20 protein-coding genes and 1 pseudogene are annotated in these 19,342 nt (G+C 40.9%); 20 read left to right on the top strand and 1 reads right to left on the bottom strand.

Features of this window, described 5'->3' with window-relative positions:
• The 3 genes and pseudogenes from LRL21_RS28595 to LRL21_RS28585 form a co-directional block, all read left to right on the top strand.
• Nucleotides 1-206: pseudogene (locus LRL21_RS28595) on the top strand (IS256 family transposase); the annotation flags it as partial.
• Between the two features lie 621 nt (nt 207-827).
• Complete coding sequence (locus LRL21_RS28590; RefSeq protein ID WP_240419170.1) at nt 828-1,253, top strand: HTH domain-containing protein; 426 nt, start codon at nt 828-830, stop codon at nt 1,251-1,253.
• A 23-nt stretch (nt 1,254-1,276) separates the two neighbouring features.
• Nucleotides 1,277-2,155 carry an IS3 family transposase gene (locus LRL21_RS28585; protein WP_240419181.1) on the top strand — a complete coding sequence of 293 codons (879 nt, stop codon included), beginning with the start codon at nt 1,277-1,279 and terminating at the stop codon, nt 2,153-2,155.
• A gap of 39 nt (nt 2,156-2,194) precedes the next feature.
• Here the strand turns inward: LRL21_RS28585 and LRL21_RS28580 are convergent, their stop codons facing one another.
• On the bottom strand, nt 2,195-2,878 hold the full coding sequence (locus LRL21_RS28580) for a hypothetical protein (protein WP_240419169.1): 684 nt from the start codon (nt 2,876-2,878) through the stop codon (nt 2,195-2,197).
• Between the two features lie 222 nt (nt 2,879-3,100).
• Here LRL21_RS28580 and LRL21_RS28575 point away from each other — a divergent pair, with 222 nt between their 5' ends.
• The 17 genes from LRL21_RS28575 to LRL21_RS28495 all read left to right on the top strand — a co-directional run bounded on the left by LRL21_RS28575 (nt 3,101) and on the right by LRL21_RS28495 (nt 19,340).
• The gene (locus LRL21_RS28575; protein ID WP_240419168.1) at nt 3,101-3,304 is read left to right on the top strand and encodes a hypothetical protein; all 204 of its coding nucleotides are present in this window, start codon (nt 3,101-3,103) and stop codon (nt 3,302-3,304) included.
• A gap of 145 nt (nt 3,305-3,449) precedes the next feature.
• Complete coding sequence (locus LRL21_RS28570) at nt 3,450-4,250, top strand: ExeA family protein (protein ID WP_240419167.1); 801 nt, start codon at nt 3,450-3,452, stop codon at nt 4,248-4,250.
• Nucleotides 4,251-5,518: 1,268 nt separating this feature from the next.
• Entirely contained in the window at nt 5,519-7,369 is a 1,851-nt protein-coding gene (gene asnB, locus LRL21_RS28565) for an asparagine synthase (glutamine-hydrolyzing) (RefSeq protein ID WP_240419166.1), read from the top strand.
• A gap of 17 nt (nt 7,370-7,386) precedes the next feature.
• The gene (locus tag LRL21_RS28560) at nt 7,387-7,662 is read left to right on the top strand and encodes an acyl carrier protein (RefSeq protein ID WP_240419165.1); all 276 of its coding nucleotides are present in this window, start codon (nt 7,387-7,389) and stop codon (nt 7,660-7,662) included.
• A 19-nt stretch (nt 7,663-7,681) separates the two neighbouring features.
• Nucleotides 7,682-8,914, top strand: a complete 1,233-nt coding sequence (locus LRL21_RS28555; protein ID WP_240419164.1) for a hypothetical protein — start codon at nt 7,682-7,684, stop codon at nt 8,912-8,914.
• Nucleotides 8,911-9,960 carry a MupA/Atu3671 family FMN-dependent luciferase-like monooxygenase gene (locus tag LRL21_RS28550; protein WP_240419163.1) on the top strand — a complete coding sequence of 350 codons (1,050 nt, stop codon included), beginning with the start codon at nt 8,911-8,913 and terminating at the stop codon, nt 9,958-9,960. The genes LRL21_RS28555 and LRL21_RS28550 overlap by 4 nt, the downstream gene beginning before the upstream one ends.
• Nucleotides 9,961-9,975: 15 nt before the next feature.
• Entirely contained in the window at nt 9,976-10,833 is an 858-nt protein-coding gene (locus tag LRL21_RS28545) for an aldo/keto reductase (RefSeq protein WP_240419162.1), read from the top strand.
• A 42-nt stretch (nt 10,834-10,875) separates the two neighbouring features.
• Complete coding sequence (locus tag LRL21_RS28540; protein ID WP_240419161.1) at nt 10,876-11,121, top strand: phosphopantetheine-binding protein; 246 nt, start codon at nt 10,876-10,878, stop codon at nt 11,119-11,121.
• A 25-nt stretch (nt 11,122-11,146) separates the two neighbouring features.
• Complete coding sequence (locus LRL21_RS28535; protein ID WP_240419160.1) at nt 11,147-12,268, top strand: nucleotidyltransferase domain-containing protein; 1,122 nt, start codon at nt 11,147-11,149, stop codon at nt 12,266-12,268.
• A 37-nt stretch (nt 12,269-12,305) separates the two neighbouring features.
• Nucleotides 12,306-13,037 (top strand): GGDEF domain-containing protein, encoded by a 732-nt coding sequence (locus LRL21_RS28530; protein WP_240419159.1) that lies wholly within the window; start codon nt 12,306-12,308, stop codon nt 13,035-13,037.
• A gap of 19 nt (nt 13,038-13,056) precedes the next feature.
• Nucleotides 13,057-13,779, top strand: a complete 723-nt coding sequence (locus LRL21_RS28525) for a diguanylate cyclase domain-containing protein (protein WP_240419158.1) — start codon at nt 13,057-13,059, stop codon at nt 13,777-13,779.
• Nucleotides 13,780-13,841: 62 nt separating this feature from the next.
• Nucleotides 13,842-14,918, top strand: a complete 1,077-nt coding sequence (locus LRL21_RS28520) for a radical SAM protein (RefSeq protein ID WP_240419157.1) — start codon at nt 13,842-13,844, stop codon at nt 14,916-14,918.
• Complete coding sequence (locus LRL21_RS28515; RefSeq protein ID WP_338044689.1) at nt 14,915-15,820, top strand: PHP domain-containing protein; 906 nt, start codon at nt 14,915-14,917, stop codon at nt 15,818-15,820. The genes LRL21_RS28520 and LRL21_RS28515 overlap by 4 nt, the downstream gene beginning before the upstream one ends.
• On the top strand, nt 15,817-16,485 hold the full coding sequence (locus LRL21_RS28510; RefSeq protein ID WP_240419156.1) for an HAD family hydrolase: 669 nt from the start codon (nt 15,817-15,819) through the stop codon (nt 16,483-16,485). The genes LRL21_RS28515 and LRL21_RS28510 overlap by 4 nt, the downstream gene beginning before the upstream one ends.
• The gene (locus LRL21_RS28505) at nt 16,463-17,128 is read left to right on the top strand and encodes an HAD family hydrolase (RefSeq protein WP_240419155.1); all 666 of its coding nucleotides are present in this window, start codon (nt 16,463-16,465) and stop codon (nt 17,126-17,128) included. The genes LRL21_RS28510 and LRL21_RS28505 overlap by 23 nt, the downstream gene beginning before the upstream one ends.
• A gap of 570 nt (nt 17,129-17,698) precedes the next feature.
• Nucleotides 17,699-18,697, top strand: a complete 999-nt coding sequence (locus LRL21_RS28500; RefSeq protein ID WP_240419154.1) for a Gfo/Idh/MocA family protein — start codon at nt 17,699-17,701, stop codon at nt 18,695-18,697.
• The gene (locus tag LRL21_RS28495; RefSeq protein WP_240419153.1) at nt 18,672-19,340 is read left to right on the top strand and encodes an adenylate kinase family protein; all 669 of its coding nucleotides are present in this window, start codon (nt 18,672-18,674) and stop codon (nt 19,338-19,340) included. Before LRL21_RS28500 ends, LRL21_RS28495 begins: the two co-directional genes overlap by 26 nt.
• Nucleotides 19,341-19,342 lie beyond the last annotated feature (2 nt).

Below are 19,342 nucleotides of genomic sequence, written 5' to 3'. Positions count from 1 at the left end.
ACATCATTGAAAGCTACCACCGCCAGCTCCGAAAGGTGACAAAGGGAAAAAGTATCTTCCCGACCGATGAAGCGTTACTCAAGATGCTTTATCTAGCCACGATGGACGTCACCCGAAAATGGACAGGCCGCGTACAGAATTGGGGCCAGATGCTGCTCCAACTCTCGGTTTTCTTTCCCGAACGTATCGGACAGCATTTGCGCTAAATTCTCGAAATTTTCCCCCTCGGGGGAAGGTCTGTAAAAGAGTTTACACAAAAGATTTGACAGACCCCGGAAATCACGTACAGGGTTTTCAGCAATGGAGACGAGGGGAGTCGAACTCTGGTCCTTGATTCTTTGGGGCTTCTCTATTCATGTTAGTAAATCACGCAAAGCCTTATCCTTTATGGATTTGTTGCGAACTACTTATTAACTGATGTTACTGCGATTTATCATTGATTATATCGATTTAAAGCTTTGGTCTACACCATGTCTACAAAAATCGGACAGGAGTTTTGGATATATAGGGTGTTTATAACTCTAGTTTAAACAGTATTAGTATGTTAGTTTACGCGATTTAGTTACATGTCTTGTAACAAAGAGTAAATTGCTTCGTGTACTATTGAAATAATCTCTTGAACATTTTGAGTATGATTGTTATCTAACCTATTGAACCATTTTTCGCTTTCGCGTCTATGGGCAACAGCATTTCTACAAGTATAAAGAAAAGAACCAAGAGCTTCCTTTGAACTGTAACCCGAAAGATAGACACTTAAAAAAAAGTGCCTGTCTTTCGGGTTTTTGTGTTTTAATGAAAAATACTACAGTGAATGAGGGAACTACATCATGTCAAAACGTCTTTTCACATCAACACAAATGAGAATTCTAGATTCTAATCCTAATGTTGTTCATGTAACGGAAAAAGCAATATCATATAAACCTGAATTTAAACTTCAGGCCGTGCAGCTGTATCAAGATGGTTGTTCACCCATGCAAATATTCCTTGAAGCTGGATTTGACATAACCATGATCGGAGCAGAAACTCCTAAGAAGGGATTAAAACGTTGGAGAAAAACGTTTGACAGGTACGGAAAGGAGGGATTACTTATGGATCGCAGGGGCAAATCGAGTACGGGAAGACCTTCATCTAAAGAGCTAAGTACAGAAGAGAAATTGAAACGTGCTGAGGCGAAGATCAAGTGCTTAGAAGCAGAGAATGAACTTCTAAAAAAGCTCGATGCTCTAGAAAGGCAGGCGAAGCGAGGACACTAACACCTTCGGAGACCTTTGAGCTCATTGAGACTACCGTTCGTAAGCATCAACTGAGGGGTTTAACAGCCTGGTTATGTGCCGTTGCTGGTGTCAGTCGCAGTGGGTACTATGCTTGGATAAAAGCAGAGCTAGCCCGACAAGAACGTGAATATGTCGATGAGGTAGACTATCGGTTAATTCAAGCTCACTTTCTGTCCCTAAATAGTAAAGCGGGTGCACTAACGATTAAGATGTATCTGGAACGTAAAGATACCGTCATTATGAATCACAAAAAAATACGCAGACTCATGCGTAAATACAATTTAGTAGCAAAAGTAAGACAAGCTAATCCCTATCGTAAAATGGCTAAAGCCACACAGGAGCATCGCACATGCCCAAATTTATTAGAGCGACAATTTAACCAGGGAGAACCCGGAAAAGTGCTGTTAACGGACATCACCTACATGAAATATGGTAATGGGCAGTGCGCGTATCTTTCTTGTGTCAAAGATGGGGCAACAAACCAAGTGCCTGCACATGTCCTTTCTACATCGTTAGAACTTGGGATTGTAGAAAAGACATTAGAGGAACTTCTAAGAAGCATGGACGACTCCATTCATCCGGAAGCCATTCTGCACTCCGATCAAGGCATGCACTACACCCATCCTGTCTTTCAAGACAAAGTAAAGAAAGCAGGGTTTAAACAATCGATGTCTCGCAAAGGAAACTGCTGGGATAATGCCCCTATGGAATCCTTCTTTGGTCATATGAAGGATGAACTTGAATACGCCGATTGTCAGACTATTCATGAGCTGCGCCAAAGGGTGAACGAATATATCCTTACGTACAATACGGAGCGCTACCAATGGGGATTAAAAAAGATGACTCCTGATGAATACAGAAGTCATCTTATCACCATCTAATATACCTTTTTATTACGTGTCCACAAATGGGGTTACAGTTCACTTTTGAGAAGAAGGAGTTGTTTTATTCCAAAATGATACGCTTGATATATTGTTTAGAAGTAAACTCATAGCTGCATTAGCACTTGTAATTAAATTACTTGATCCCACATTAAGAATTAACTGTGTAATTGAGTTATTAGACATATTCTTAATAAAAGTTTCTTTTGCGCACGTACCTTCAACGGTTAATTCTGATATAGCCCTTCCAAATCTCGGAGGTCTTATTGTTGCTTGTAGCAGGTTATTCACATTTGAATAAATTAGATCGTCATACATATGCTCCGCGATATACCAGTATCGTAGTAATGCATCAAATGGATCTGTAGCAATAGAAGCATAACGGAACATTTTTGATCTATCTTCTGTAAATAAAGAGCCGTTGTTAATCTCAATTATCCCAGTATTAACCTCGATACTGTCACAACCACATCTTATACAATGATTCCAGTTATTATTAGTTTCGTAAGCATGAAGGCCAATAGCTGCCAGTGTGCTCAGTACACTTTCTATTTCTATACAATCATTCGTAAATAACTCCACATAAGCTGTTACCTCATTTAAGCTGGCAAGAAGATTGCTATTTATGTCTAATTTTTTCAGCCACTTTTGAGGGTAACTGCACAGCAAAGCAACTGCAACAGAATCATTAGAGCTTGGATTCTGAGTTACTTTAGCAACCACAGTATTATTATAAAAAACATCCCAAGTGCCTTGTATTATAATACCTATCGAACTGAGAAGGTGCCTGTTCCTCAATAAACTCCATAAATGTCCTGAATACTAATCTTCGTTCAAATTCACCGATTCTTTTTGAAGTTGGTTTTGATTCAATCTCATAAAAAAGAGCTAGAGATAAAGAAACAATATGCAGAGATAGAGAATCTGACGTCACTCCTTACTGATGTGAAGCAGAATGAACCTAGCGAAACTGATTTGTATCAAGGGAAAGACGGGTTGAAAAAAGCTAGGGAACAATATAGGAATGCCGTTCAGGAACTGGATTGGAACGTACAGGAATTGAGGAGACTGACTTCTGATCAGGATGAAGCGAGTGTCTACTTACTTCGAGTCATGGTTCAGCAAGTTAAGAACTTGACGCAATTGTGAGTTGTAATTCAGTTTGTCACCAATTGTAATTTATTTTGTCATAGAATTGGAACGTAGCTCGCGGCAGCGGAGGAACGAAGTCGGGATCGCAAGGCAGAACAGGCGCCAGCAGTGACCTATCGCCGGGTAAGCAAGGAGGACGGCCATGTTTGAGTCTTTCTACGGTCTTGGACGTTCCCCGTTTTCTCGGGACTTACCGACGAATGAGCTCTACGAGTCGGTTATTCTCGAGGAGACGCTTGGCCGTCTTGAGTACGCCGCTCACCGGCAGTGGTTCGCCGTTGTAACCGGCGATTGCGGCACGGGCAAGACGACGACGATTCGTCGGTTCGCCGAAGTGCTCGATCCAGCCAAGTACAAGGTTCTTTACTTGTCAGATTCGAAGCTGACTCCGGGGCATATTTACAAGGGGTTGCTCGAGCAGCTCGGCTGCGAATCAAAATTCTACCGTGGCGATGCCAAGCGCCAATTGCTTCGCGAGATCGAGCTTATGCGCGGCATTCACCGGCTCTTGCCCGTTGTCGTCGTCGACGAGGCGCATCTCTTGGATCGCGAAATGCTAGAAGAAGTGCGATTTCTGCTCAACTTCAAGAGGGATGCGCAGAGTCCCATGGCGCTCATCTTGGTAGGTCAAAGTGAACTCGGGGATCGACTGAACCTGCAAGCTTACGCGGCTATCCGCCAGCGGATCGACCTGCAATGTAAGCTTCCGCATTACGATCGGGTTCAGACTGGTGATTATATCAGGCGTCACATGGCGTTCGCAGGTACGGATCATGACATTTTCACTGAAGGAGCGCTAGATGACATCTTTCGCTTCTCGTGTGGCGCTGCCAGACTGATCAACAAATTATGTACCCACGCACTCATTTACGGTTCACAGAACAAACATCGCATCATCGACGATCATATGATCAAGCGAGCCATCCAGGGAGAATTATCGTGATTCTCCCTTTCTCTTCACCACGAGCGGACAGCTTGTCCGTCACTAGTAGGACAACTTACGCCGTCAAATGGTGGACATTATGCATTAGCAGTAACAATATACATATAAATAAAGATAAAACACAATAAATTTCGGTTTTTTTGGAAAAAAGTCTTGATTAGTTGACGGCCATTCCTTCTGTGCTTCGATTGAGAAGGCTATATACCCCCATCTATAAAAGATAGTCCTGTAGATGTAGAAGACCCAACCCGTAAATCAAGCATTATTCTCGCACGTGCTCTGATGTTAAATCGCGCGCCGTCATGATTGCTGAGCAAGTTGGCGAAGCGCTGACTAAATGTTCTGAGCTGCAGGTTACACGCCCGCACATACAGACCTATATAACTATATCGCTATTCATTACTGAGACATTTGAATCGTTACTGATCTGGTTGAGCCCTAAAGCGTTGATGAGCAGTTTTTGGACTCAACTGGCTCAAAAGAGGTCCATATAGAATGGGGGAGTGTTATTGTTGGCTGAGTTCGCTTACCAAGCGGTTTCTTGAAAAAAGAAGAACCATTCGCAACGCAGCTTAATACCTGCAAAAAGATAGGCTTATTTGGCATGCTCAAAAACCAACGAAGCAGACTTAAAGAGGTACAATAAAAATTGGATGACAAATACCTCCTACACCAAATTAACAATTATATCCACTAAATACCAAAAAAGGTACCTAAGGCACAGCGAGATCAAGTAAGGTTACGGATTCAGGATTATCCTACTCTTTCTCTACAGACAGGGTATTCCTATAATTTTCTAATATATTTAAGTAACAAAGATTCAAGGATTCAGGAAAATTGTAAATTTCACTACATTGAGAGGATTTACCAACAGGTCCACTTACTTTATCATACAAATTATTATCATAAACTACATATTTTATCCAATACCACAGATTATATTGCAAATAATGGGTATTTATAGTAATTTAAACGTAGTTATTTGTCCCTTGTAAAAAACTTGTCATGTAACACACTCCAAGAGTGCTGTGACAAAGAGTATCTCTGATGTATTCAAGAGCAGCCTATCGGATGCACTAAACTGATTCTCTTTCTAATTATCGACGATACATCATGTAAGAGGAAGATCACAACTCGCCAGATGGAAGGGTGATCTTCATTTTGCTTATGACGAAGGCGAATGTATACTGTCTCATTGTGATGTAATGGCGAATTGCAAAAGGTTGCATTATTTTACAGCGAGTATTTTACAAAGCGAGGAATGTCTAATGTGTGGAATAACCGGTTTTTTTGACTGTCGAAAGAAGTATCCTGTACAAAAAGAACTTCTAACGAAAATGATGAGAGTATTGGAGCACCGGGGTCCTGATGGAAGCAACCACTATGTCAACGATGAAATTGCTCTCGGCTTTAATAGACTGAGCATAATTGATGTCGATAATGGGATGCAGCCCTTTTACAATGAAAACAATACAATCATCTTAATTTGTAATGGCGAAATCTTTAACTATAAAGAATTAAAACATCAGCTTGAAATAAAAGGCCATCGATTCAGAACGAACTCGGATTGTGAAGTTATTATTCACTTATACGAAGAACATGGTGTGGAATTACTGAATCTTTTGAATGGACAGTTTGCCTTTGCTTTGTACGATACTCAGAGTCATACCGTGTTCTGTGCGAGGGATCATTTGGGCATTGCGCCATTCTTTTATACGATCATTGACGATGTGTTCATATTTGGTTCGGAGATTAAAGCTATCTTTGAGCACCCGTTAGTATCCCGTGAAATTGACCTTGTCGGATTAGACCAAGTATTAACCTTCCCGGGTGTTATAAGTCCACGCACCTTGTTCAAGAACATCAAGAGTCTTCAAGGAGGCCATTACCTGCTAGTGAGTGAGTCTCATATAAAGGACATCGAATACTGGGATATGTTTTATCCAAAACAAAATGAAATAGTATACAAAGATGAAAATTACTATTTTGAACATTTAAATGAGTTGTTGTTGAAATCTGTAAAATATCGTTTGCAATCCGATGTTCCGGTTGGTTTTTATTTGAGCGGTGGCTTGGATTCTTCCTTGATTGCAGCACTTATTCATGAAATTGACCCCACGCCACAACATTCAATTTCAGTAGATTTTACGGACAAGATTATATCAGAATCCAAATATCAAAAAATAATAGCGGAGAAGGTCGGATCTTATCACAATACCATTCTTTTTGAATTGCGAGATCTTGATAAACATCTTCGCAAGACGATTTGGCATTCGGAAACCTTGCTCAAAGAATCCTATAATGTGGCTTCATTGCTTCTTTCGGAAAGAGCGAAAGAAAAGAATCTAAAGGTGATTTTGACAGGTGAGGGCTCAGATGAATTGTTCGCCGGTTATGTCGGATATCGGTTCGATATCATGAGGAATGAAAATCCGGCATCTGTTGATCCCGAAGAAGCAAAGATAAGAGAACTGCTCTGGGGAAGTCCCCTATTTATCTATGAGAAGAACTACTTGAAACACGAGGAATTAAAGAAGAAGTTATTCTCCTCGACGATTAATGGCATCCACAGTGAAATGAGTTATCTCAACAATCAAGTAGTGAGAAAAGACAGGATTGCAGAAAGGCATTTAGTGCATCAAAGGTCTTACATTGATCTCAAGCTTCGCTTAGGGAACCATCTGTTAGCGGATCATGGCGATCGAATGTGTTTTGCGAACTCCGTTGAAGCAAGATATCCGTTTTTGGATGTTAATATCTTAGAGTTTGTGCGTAAGATCCCACACCATCTTAAGCTCAATCAATTTAAGGAAAAATTTATTTTGAAAAAAATCGCATCGAACCGAGTGCCTGAAGAAATCATCAGTCGTCCTAAATTTGGATTTGTCGCACCCGGGTGTCCAGACTTATTAAGGGAGAATGCGTCGTACTTAAACGACGTTTTATCATATGATACCATCCGTAGGCAAGGCTTCTTTAATCCAGATACTATAGAGCAATTGAAAACTAAGTATTTGTCCCCCGATTACAAACTGAATTTAAAATTCGAAGAGGACTTATTGATGCATGTTTTAACATTTGGATTATTACTGGGTGAATTTAAGGTTTCCAATTTATGAGGAAGGAATGGTTAATCATGTATCCAATTGAAGTGGAGAAGAAGTTAAAAAGGGTGTGGTTAGGTATCTTAGAAATAGAATCGGTAGACCATTCAACATCTTATTACAAATGCGGCGGAGATTCCCTAAGCGTCATGTTGTTGATTACCAGAATTGAAGAAGAATTTGGAATCATTGTATCTTTAGGAGATTTGCATGAAAACCAGACTATTCATGCACAAGTAAACCTCATTCTTAAATTGTTGTCTAACCCGCGGGAAAAAACGATCGATTCATTTATGCCAAAAATCTAGCTAGCATAGGGGGACGGTAATGCAATTATCGGAAATGATGGTCCTGATCTATAGAAGCGTGAATAAAGATATGCTACCGGAAAAAGAAGTTATGAGGCAATTTCATTTAACCGAGGATCAGTTATCCGATATCTTGAAAAAGATTAAGAGTTTTATAAAGTATTATGACCATTACTACAAACTTAAAAATCCTGATTTTTACAATAATTTGGATCCGAGCATATTACAGGGACTATTTGATTCAAGTTTTTTACTGAATGAGAATAAGCCTGAAACTATTGAGACCACCCCTTATCAAACAGAGATTCAGATGGCAGGTGAAGGCCCGAAACTGGATTTAGGCTGGTGCTCATGCGATTCCATTGCTTTTTCGAACATAATAAAAATGAACCAACTTGGCTGTCCGTTCGCTCTATTGTTATCCCCCTTATCGACAACTGCCAAAATGGAAAATGGATTTGTTCGCATTGAGCGAGTAAACAAAGGGTTGAACGGTATTCATATAGTTAAAGAAAGTCTTTCGCCCGACGAACTATTATCAAAATGTCGAAGAATCATACGATCCGGTAAGACTCCATTGATTGAAGCACCGATTTATGATCACAACATAAATGAATTTTCTTATCATATTGCGGTCGTACTTAACGTAAGCCAACAAGAGTTAACGCTATATGATGAGTTTAACCACATCTTTCCGGAGTTAAAAAACGGTTCGAACTTGTATAAGATACCGATGAGTTACCTATATTCGGAATATAATCCATGTGGAAGGTGGCTGTGCGGCCCAAAGCGTTTACATCTTATCTATGCTGAACATCTGGATGAAGAAAGCGAAGGGGGCCATTTTCAGCAAATTGTCCATCAATCCATAAGACATGTAACCGAATCTTACAACAGCCAAGACAATTTGCTTACCATAATAGAGCAGTTCATTGATCGTATTACTACTGAGTCACAATATCATTCACTCTTATCTACTACTCATCAGATTCGGATGCGTTTTGTAGAAGAACGATACATCTGGTACCATTATTTACTGAAATATAGTTCATCGGAAAAGCTAGTTAGGCTTGCGAAGGATATGTTCTCTTATTGGGTGACATTTACCAATATTTTGCTTTACATTACAAAAAAAATGGATAAAGATCCTCTGCTGAGTGATGTGATCCAATCAGTCCGAAGGATTGAGATGGATTTTATTAATGAACTCAAACTCTGGAGCCCATTATCCAGATTAGGTGTGTTTACGTGAAAAAGCTGCATACATTAAAGTTCAGTGTCTTCTTCTTTTCTTGTTACCAGGATTACAACCGGGAAAATAAATACGACATCATTATGCGCCTTTCACGTTTTGCGGATGAGAACGGTTTTGAGGCAGTATGGTTTCCAGAGAGGCATTTCCATGATTTTGGCGGGTTATTCCCCAATCCGTCCGTCATAGCTGCAGCTATAGCGGCTACAACGAAGAACATTAACATACGTTCCGGGAGTGTGGTCTCACCCCTACATAACGTGATACGTATTGCGGAGGAATGGGCGGTTGTCGATAACCTGTCAAAAGGGAGGGTGGGATTATCGTTTGCTCCAGGTTGGCATCCCAATGACTTTGTTCTCTATCCCGAACGTTATCAGGAACGGAAGAAAATAATGTTCGACCAAATCAAGGTGATTGCTAACCTATGGAGAGGAGACAGCATTGAAACCGTAAACGGTGCAGGGGAACAGATTAAGATATCCGTATATCCTCAACCGATCCAAACGGATCTTCCGATCTGGATCACAACGAGCGGAAATAAGGAAAGCTACAAATCGGCTGCCCGGATTGGGGCCAATATCTTAACGCACATGATCGGACAGAATCTGAAAACCCTACAGGAAAACATTACAATTTACAGGGAAGAACTCGAGAAAAGTGGGTATTCCCCATATGAAAAGACAATTTCAGTGATGATGCACACATTCATTGGTGAGGACAGGGAATTGGTTAAAGGGATCGTAAAAGAACCGTTTACCAATTATCTTAGGACAAGTACCAGCTTATGGAATAATATGGATCGTTCGACGCTTCAGGATCATAAAGTCATGAATAAGTTATGTGAAGTTAAATTCAGACAGCACTGGGAGACTGCAGCATTATTCGGAACGATTGATTCGTGTGAAAATCTTATCAAGGATTTAAAAGGTGCAGGAGTAAATGAAATTGCGTTCTTGCTGGATTTTGGAGTGCCCGATTCATTGCTATTCGACGAGTTGGAACCATTACTTCAATTGAAACAAAGGTTTGCCGTGGAAGAGTAAACTGGAGGAACGAATATGGAGGTGGACTATATGGAAGGCGCGAGGATCAGACGATTTACGGATTGTGCTTCATTGAACAATGGGGTCCTGATGCCGTGGTTAGGACTTGGAGTATATAAGGCAAAGGAGGGTGGTGAGATTGAGAATGCATTGCTAGAGGCCTTTCGTTTGGGGTATCGGAGCATTGATACGGCTGCCTGTTATAAAAATGAAGCAGGGGTAGGCAAGGGCATCAAGATATCCGGTATTCCAAGGGATGAGATGTTTATTACAACAAAGCTCTGGAACGATGACCATGGCTACGAAAAAACCTTAAAAGCATTTGAGGTTAGCCGAGAAAAATTGAGTGTCAGTTATGTTGATTTGTATTTGATTCATTGGCCAGGAAAAGACAAGTATAAAGAAACTTGGCGTGCTTTAGAGAAATTGTACTCCGAGGGTTTAGTAAGAGCGATTGGGGTAAGCAATTTTAAAAAGCATCATCTTGAGGATATAATGTCGGACTGTACTATCGTACCAGCTGTAAATCAAATTGAACTTCATCCCCGTCTGACACAAAAGAACTTGCTTCAATACTGCCGGGATAAGGGGATTCATGTAGAGGCTTGGAGTCCGTTGATGAGGGGCCAAATATTCGATGATGAAGTGATCCAAGATTTAAGTCAGCATTACAACAAATCCCCTGCCCAAATTATCCTTAGGTGGAATTTGGAACACGAGTTAATTACAATTCCTAAAACAGTTCGCACAGAACGATTGCAGGAAAATATGGATATTTTTGATTTCGAATTGACACCTGAGGATGTTAGTAGGTTAGATGGTTTGAATCAAGATGTCCGTATCGGACCAGACCCTGATGTGTTTCTATTCTAAACATACCTAAGGAGTCTCTCTGCTACCAAGGAGGTGAAATAAATGGATAAAAGATTACTTGAATTGATCGACAAATATGTCCAAACATCTGAAGGAATGAGCGAGCAAATAGTGGACAGTAATTTGAGCGATTTAGGTTTAGATTCGTTCGCCATCATCAGTCTGATTCTGGACATAGAGGAAGCCTATTCGATCAAATTCCCAGAGGAACTCCTGAGTCTCGAGAAATTATCCACGGCTAAAGAGTTTGAATACATTATCCAGGAACTTCAAAATAAAGCTGGATAACAAATGGTAAGGGAGGCAGTCGGTGATGAGCATGGACAGAAGAGTAATTACTTTGCTATCGAGATTTGATTTGAACGATAAAGAAATCCTTGAGTTAAAAGAGCTTATGAATACGCATGCCAATTGGGCCAATATTTATGGAATGCTATTTCATCATCGGCTTTTTGGTATCGCTTACTCAACCTTGACGAAATATTTCACCTATGCTGAACTAAAGGAATTTGCATGTCCTACGTTTTACAGTAATCTGCGGAATAACTACATGATGCAGCTAAGTAAAAACAAAGAACATTTGAAGCAAACATTGAATGTTTGTGAGGTCTTATTAGATCAAGACATTAAATTTATCCTGCTTAAGGGTCTTACATTGGCATTAAATGTGTATCAGGATATTGGATGCCGTCATTTTAACGATACGGATATTCTTGTTCATCCCAAGCAACTAGAGGAAGCCATTTCAGTAATAAAAGATTTGGGATATACCCAAGGTGGGTTTGATTTTGTCAAACAGGAAGTGATACCGGCAACACGGAGAGAACTCATTACTCGTCCGCTTTTCTCTCACGAAGTAGTACCTCTGAGAAAAAAAATCGATGATAATCCCTTCTTTGATGCACATGTCATTGATCTGCAATTTTCAATTGATTTAATGACAGGAAACCGGACTGATGAGCTAGTCGAAGAGGTAATGGAGACTTCCATCCGCCTGGATATAGAACAATGTCATGTTCCTTCACTGAATTGGGACGATAGTCTACTATATGTCTGTATGCACTACTATAAAGAAGCAACCTCTGATTTCAACGTATATCTGTATAAAGATTTGGGAATCTACAAACTCTGCGATATCTACCATATGTTTAAGTCGCCTAAGATTACAATTAATTGGGACCGTTTCATGGCACAGGTAAAGCGATTGAATCTCCAGAAAGAAGTTTACTATGCCTTCAGCTACATGCATGCCCTCTATGGTCATGTGCTGCCGGATAGCATTATTTCTGAATTAAAGCCTGACAATTTGGAATATTTAAACGAAGTTTACAAAATCAACAGCGACAAAAAATTGGCAATAACCTGGGAATCTGAAATTGCAGATAGGATATTTGATATGGACAGGGTCTCTTTGTTACTTAAGAGTACCGTTTAAACAGGTTTGAAAATACAAGTAAAGCAGGTGTTTAGAGATGAGGGTTCCATCAGTCAAAGAAATTATTTTTTATAAATATGAAATGAATGTGCTTCAGGCAGAAGCTTTGGTTGACTTAATATTGCGTGGAAGCCAGCGGGTTTCCACCTTGCTCCTGGACATTGATGGGTCAAGAAAAATAAGGGAAAAAGGAATCATCCTGAGACTGAATGTAATTGAGGATATCATTTCCTTAATTAAAAGTACATTGATGATTGGGGAGCATGTGTTCTGGTACGGTAATGACGAAATTCTTATTGTATTTGAGAATGTTCCTTTTGAGGAATCGGTCAGGCGTGCAAATGAAATTCGAGTAGCCATTTCACAGCATCATATCGAGATGCATGAACCTGTTGAGAACGCCAGTTTCAGCGGTTCCGTTACTGTTACCGGTGGAATAGTAAGCTCGGATGAAAGTCGTGATATCAGTGACATTATCCGCTTGGCCAAAATTCGTATTACTCAAGCGAAACAAGAAGGACGGAATTGTATAAATGCTACACAAAATGCAGCAATGGAGAATTATCTTTACAAGTTGACCCAATACGAGCTGAATCAATTGGAGCAACTTTCACATAAGAGAGGGCGAGAACTTGGTTGTCTGTTAAGAGAAGCAGTCGATACTTTGCTGCTGCACTACCCACAATTCCATGGGCACCGGAAAGACCGGGAACAAAAAGTGCCCGCAGATGCTTTTTACTATGCAACTAAACCAACCGTAAGATTATAATAACAAGGAGGCCAAAGAGATGAAGATAGAATCCCCAACCGATAATATTGTCCGGATTTATGAAGATAGCAAAAGAATTGAAGAAGGGCAGAAAGCAATAAATACCTTCCTATCCGAGAACCTACCGAAGGGTGATGTTTACCTGATTGCATTGGATATGGATGGATCTGCTCTATTCAGAAATCGAAGTATCGAAGCTAAAATATTTCTGGTAAAACAACTAAAGGAATTGTTGCTTTGCCATATTACACCTGAACGTTTAATAGTTGACTCGGGAACAAGAGACGAGATGTTTATTGTTTTCCAAACGGATAACCAAGACGAAGCATTGCAGTATGCTGAAGAGATCAGGAGCCTTATTAAGGGGAATCGGTTCATCTTGGAAGAGAATAAAGATGAGACAATCTACTTGACTGCAAGCATCGGCGTAACCGTTGCACCCAAACTGGCGGATAATGCATTCGACCTCATCTGGTCTGCCAAAGAGGCTCTTAAGAAAGCAAAAGAAACCCGAGATACGATCGTTTGCATGGAAGTCCATTCCTTGGTTACTGTACAGAACTTATTGTCGGATGATCAGAAAGAAATGCTTCTCTCTCTTTCCGACTATTTCGGGAGAACGGAGGAATCTTTAATTCATGAGGCCGTTTTGCGGTTGTTCGAGAAGCACGGACCCATGTGGTATTGGGGGGTGGATTCGTCGGATGAATACAAGCAATTCCACGTAAGGTATGCCAACTAAAAAGATTTTAATTGCGAAATAAGATCTTGATCTCATTACAATATTGGCAAAGGAGAAATTCGATGAATCAACTCATTCGGGTATTTGGAAAAGAGCCTACAGAGTATGAGAATGGTAGATATTGGAATTCCAATCTGATTCTGTTTGAAGGAAAAGAATACATTGTTAGCCACAAAGCCGTATTGACTGTGATTACCAATGCAACCTGCAATGCTTCGTGCAAGTTTTGTTCCAACGATATCACCTTTACGCCGGGCGGGTCGTATATATCCCATGAGAATGAAGCAATACACAGAGCCATTTCATTTGCTGTCCTGGGCGGAGTGAAGAAGATTGCTTTTAGTGGCGGGGAACCTACGGCCAACCCGCAGGCTTTATATAATTTAGCGGCGCATACCCTTCCATTGTTTGAAAAGTCCCGGATCCATACGAATGGCTACGGGTTACTCAAAAACGTGATCACGAAAGACGGAATCGAAAAACCACTGATTGACGCGCTATGCGAACTTGGCTTATCAGGTATAAGTTTAAGTATTGCTCATTTTAACGAACAATCGAACCAGGATATTATGCGTTTTAAAGGGACATGGAAGGGACTTACAGAAGAAGCGCTGCAGAAGATTTGCCTCAGAAGTTCGGAGCAGTTTAATATCCGCATGAGTTGTGTATTGACGATGGCTGGTATTAAGGGTGTAGACGACATCCTGCAGTACATCGAATGGGGCAGACAATTTAATGTGAAGTCCTTCATCTTCCGATCCCCTTCATGGATTCCAAGCGAATATACCAAACCAACCATGGTTACACGTTTTAATCGGATCAATCATGTCGATATTGACCCCATTACAGATGGGTTGGACCAGCATCCTGACTTTAGTATCAAGTTCACCGAACACAAAACCGACTCGCATGTTCACGTTTATAAATACAAAAACGAAGTGACAGTAGATATCGATGCCTCTTCTGAAGAACCTGATCCGGACGAAAAAATTCGAAGAGTCATCATCATGTCGAATAATGTTGCATATAAGAGCTGGATTGATCCGTACTCAAACATTTTCCCCGACCAAGAGGAAAAAGCGCGGATCGATGCCAAGATTGAATTGCCTGAGCTTGAGCGGGATGGTGTTTTTGTTTGAACTTCACAATCGATTTGCATGTTCATACCATTAACTCAGATGGACAATATACACCACCAGAGGTCATCGATATCGCCAGGAGCAAGGGTGTTAAAACGTTGGTGTTTACCGATCATTCAGGTATCACTCACTCGAAAGAGATTGTTTCCTATGCTAAACGAGCAGGTATTGAAATTCCACTTATGGGAATTGAAATTAGTACGATTCATAAGGGTAACAAATACCATGTCCTCGGATATGCCAAAAATTTCAGAAATTCTGAACTTGAGTCCTATTTAATGTATCCAACCGCTATAAAGAATGAACGATATATCAAAATCATTGAGATGCTACGCTCCTCAGGCTACAACATTCCGGTGCATCGTGAAATGCTTAAAGGCATAAACGTGAACGGAACATACATGCATAAGGATAAATGGATGTTTACCGGTACTCTTATTGCCTCTTACGTATCACAGGTGAGTGGATTGTCCCCTGATGAAGCGAGAAGTTTATTTTCCGGGGGAATATATCCTGAAAAAAGGTTCATTTATATCGAGAAGGGGAAAAGCCGGGAAGAAAGATATCTCCCTACATGTGAGGTAATCCGGAAATTGCGTGAGTACGGCGCTGTTACCATTCTTGCGCATCCATGGTGGGAATGCACTGGGCGCGGGAATACCACTGAAAATGTAATTGCTCATTTTCAGGATTTCATCGATGCGGGCTTAGCCGGATTCGAGGCCTTATCTCAGCAGAACGATGAATGTTTTGTCGAAGCAGGAAATAAATTGGATAAAATGTATCCACATCTTCTTCATGTCGGTGGATCGGATTACCATGGAGACAAACGTCCTGATCTTGGCGTAAGAGGGGTTACTGAGGAAAACTATCGAAAATTGATGGAAATGGTGAGGATTTGAAAAACAAAAAAGTGATCCTATTTGATTTGGATGATACTTTAATCGATACCTTTTCCAAAAGCTACCTCAAAATTTCATATGCTTTTCGTAATCTGGAAATACCTCCTCCAACCATGATGGAATTTGGAAAAGTTTATGGAAAATCTAGCTTTCCCACTTGTATGTTGGAATGGCTCGATGAGATGCAGTTGCCAGTTTTCATGCAATATTACGAAGAATCTAAGCCACATTTCCCCTACATCTTGTTTAGCAGCATACATGAGTTAAATCAACATTTTGCTAGGGCAGGGGTTAAGGTGGGTATTGTTACGAATACCCCTGCGGATCGCATAATGAGCAAGATGGAACAGGTCGGGCTTCATCGTGTAGCATTCGATTATGTTCGGAGTAATGCCAAAAAACCAAATCCGGAGGGTATTCTATCCGCCTGTTCATTTTTTCAGGTTGAGCCTTCTGAAGTGTTATATATTGGGGATAGTTTAATTGATCTTGCAACTGCTAGGTCCAGCTCAGTGGATTTTTTTGCGGTAACGACAGGGAATACGGAGAGAAACCACTTTATAGAATCGGGTGTAAATCCGTCTTATGTTTTTGATTCGCTAAGCAGTTTGTTCCATGCCTTTACGCAAGGAGTTTCCATCTATGGAAAGAATGATTCTGTTTGATATGAACGATACTTTGGTCAATACCATGGAAACGGCATATTTGAGGAATAAATACTGCTTCGAACTGCTAGGTAGGCCTTTTCCAGCTTATGAGGAATTTGTGAAGATTTTTGGTCAAGTGGATTTTCCCAAGGGTATGTTCCGATGGGCGGGGCAGGAATATACGGAGGATTTCCTGCGGTATTATCCCTCATCACGCCCAATGCATCTTTATAAACCTTTGTATCCGATCAGAGAATTAATCGATGATTTTAGATCAGATGGTTATAAAATAGGTCTTATATCGAATTCCTCGAAGGAACAGTATCTCAAGAAGTTGGATGATATTGGGATTGAAGAGTCATGGTTTGATGTGGTATCCCTGGAAGCCAAACGTCCTAACCCGGATGTTTTGGTTTCCTTATACGATACCAATGGCTTGGAACCGAAACAAGTCATATTTGTAAGCGACAGTTTGTATGATTACTATTTATCCGAAAAGTTGGGCTTGAATTTCATTGCTGTTCTAACCGGATCCGATTCAATGGACATGTTTTTGCAAGCGGGTTTGGCTGCTCCGAAAGTTTTGAATAATCTTGGTGGAATAAAGGGGAAGAATCTACCTGATACGATATGGAATTCACGGAACGAAAGAGTACTATAAGTCTGTAGTTCAAACCGAAGGGCTGCATAGGGGAAGCAGTGCCTGGTTTATATACGGCAAAGATAGCGAACCTCAAATGACAAGAATATCGATTTTTCTTTCACTCTATTTCTCCATCTCCCTGTCCACCTTGAGGAGCATGGATGAGGAGGCCTGTACTTGGGGGGAATGGTATTCAACGCATCCTAATGAAATCCCTCTCATTGCATTATTTCAGTTGGGTCAGGACAGGTCAACTTATGAATCTGGAAAATCATATCATTGCAAGTATAGCGGTTACGAAGGTCAGAGTCTTCCTTATACGAAGGTGAGCGAATCTCAACTACTCCTTCCGTGTCAATTTGTGGGAAAGGTCCAACCGGATGATCTTATGGAAAGGATCTCCCGATTTAAAGAAGGTAAGCCTGATATTCATTTGGGAGGGCCTCGATTTTTAAGAAAGACAAATTCCACCGTTGAAACGGATGTTCATGTATCCAGTCTGACGGAATACAAGGCTGGAGAATTATGCGCCTATTTGGAGCCGATATATTCGGATATTCTCATGCGTTTAATTAAGGAGAGAGATAAATGTATAAGGTAGTCCTTGTCGGATGTGGAGGATTTGGTACATTATGGTATGAAGTTATTAAGAACCAAGATGTTGTAGCAGTTGTTGATCCCAAAAAGGAGTGCAGAGAAAATGCCAAGGCATTTTTCGGCCTTCGCGATGAGCAGTGTTTTTTACCAGACGGAGAATGGGAAAACTGCGGGGCAGATATTTTGGTAGATTGTTCCCCATTTTTCCACCATTATGACAATGCAGCAAGAGCTTTATCCAAGGGAATGCACTTGTTAACAGCCAAACCTCTGTGCTCGAACATGAAGGATGCTTTGAAGTTGGTTCAAATGGTCAATCAGTCTGAAAAAACCGCCTTCGTCGCTCAGCAAAAGCGGTATTATCCTGTATTTCGGGAATTGAGAAAACTCCTTCAGGATGGGTTAATAGGAAAAGTTGAAACCGTTAAAGTAAACATGAACTTATCTGGATTGGGCTGGATGCCTGGTTACCAATGGAGATCAAAGATGTCCGAACCTACCCTTTATGAGGCGGCGATTCATCAGTTCGATATAATGCGGGCCGTCTTTCAATGCGAAATCGAAAGTGTTCTGTGCCATAGCTGGAACCCTTCATGGAGTCCATTTCAAGGAAACTCTTCCCTGTGGGCGATCTTAAAGACCAATTCGGGCATTACTATTCAGTATGACGCCACCTTTGCCGCCAAGAGCGAGGAATTCGTCGCATTCGATTCGGGATGGACAATGGAAGGGACTGATGGAGTTCTCACCATTCGGTCAGGGAATATTTATTTGAACGGCCGATTATTTCTTGAACTTGAAGTTTCCCCGCCCTTGGAAGTATTGAATCAGGAAGTATGGAATCAATTTGTGACGGCTATAGATTCCAAACAGTCCAATCACGAGTTATCTTACAAGAAGAATATCGGTAGTCTGTTTGCTTTGTTTGCATGCGAACAATCAATCCAACAAGGGAGATGGATTCATGTCGAGCAACTCAACAACGCATGACGTAGCTGATCAACCCCGTATTATATTGCTAGGCCCACCTGCCTCCGGTAAAAGCACGCTTTTTAAGAGCTTATCCAGGATTTATCCAGATATCGGGCATTTTTCAGTCCGATTATTCTTCGAAAGAGAGAAGAAGTTAGGGACTAGATGGGGGGAATTGGCCATCCCTGATGAACGGGGTTGGCTACCCAACCTTCTGGTTGCAGAGGCTGCAGAAATGCATATCAAACAACATGCGGGCAGAGGCTTTGTCATGGAGGGATTTCCCGCCTCCGAAGAACAGGCACACCTTATGAATGAGATGATAAGAAGAAATGATTTTCAAATACACGGCATTATATACCTGATCGTTAACGAAGCGACGTCCATCTCCCGCGCTAATAAAAGAATGGTTTGTGACCAGTGTGATAACGGAGTTAATAATGTGGATTCGGAGAATGGATTATGTCCGGTGTGCCAGACTCCACTTATCAAGAGATTTGATGATATCGGCGACCGCTTCATTAATCGGTTGAGACTGCACCAAGAGCGGATTCAAAGGGTTATAGATATACTACAGCTGCCGGCAAAAACTGTAAATGCGGAACAAAGGAAAGAAGTCGTTTTTCAAGAAGTTTTGAATTTTTTAAGAAAAGGGGTTTGATG

Origin of the sequence: Paenibacillus periandrae, from assembly GCF_022458865.1 — a bacterium.
In the GTDB taxonomy this organism is placed as follows: Bacteria; Bacillota; Bacilli; order Paenibacillales; family NBRC-103111; genus Paenibacillus_S; species Paenibacillus_S periandrae.
Note: the sequence above shows the minus strand (reverse complement) of the source record. Positions and strands in the feature narration are given on the sequence as shown.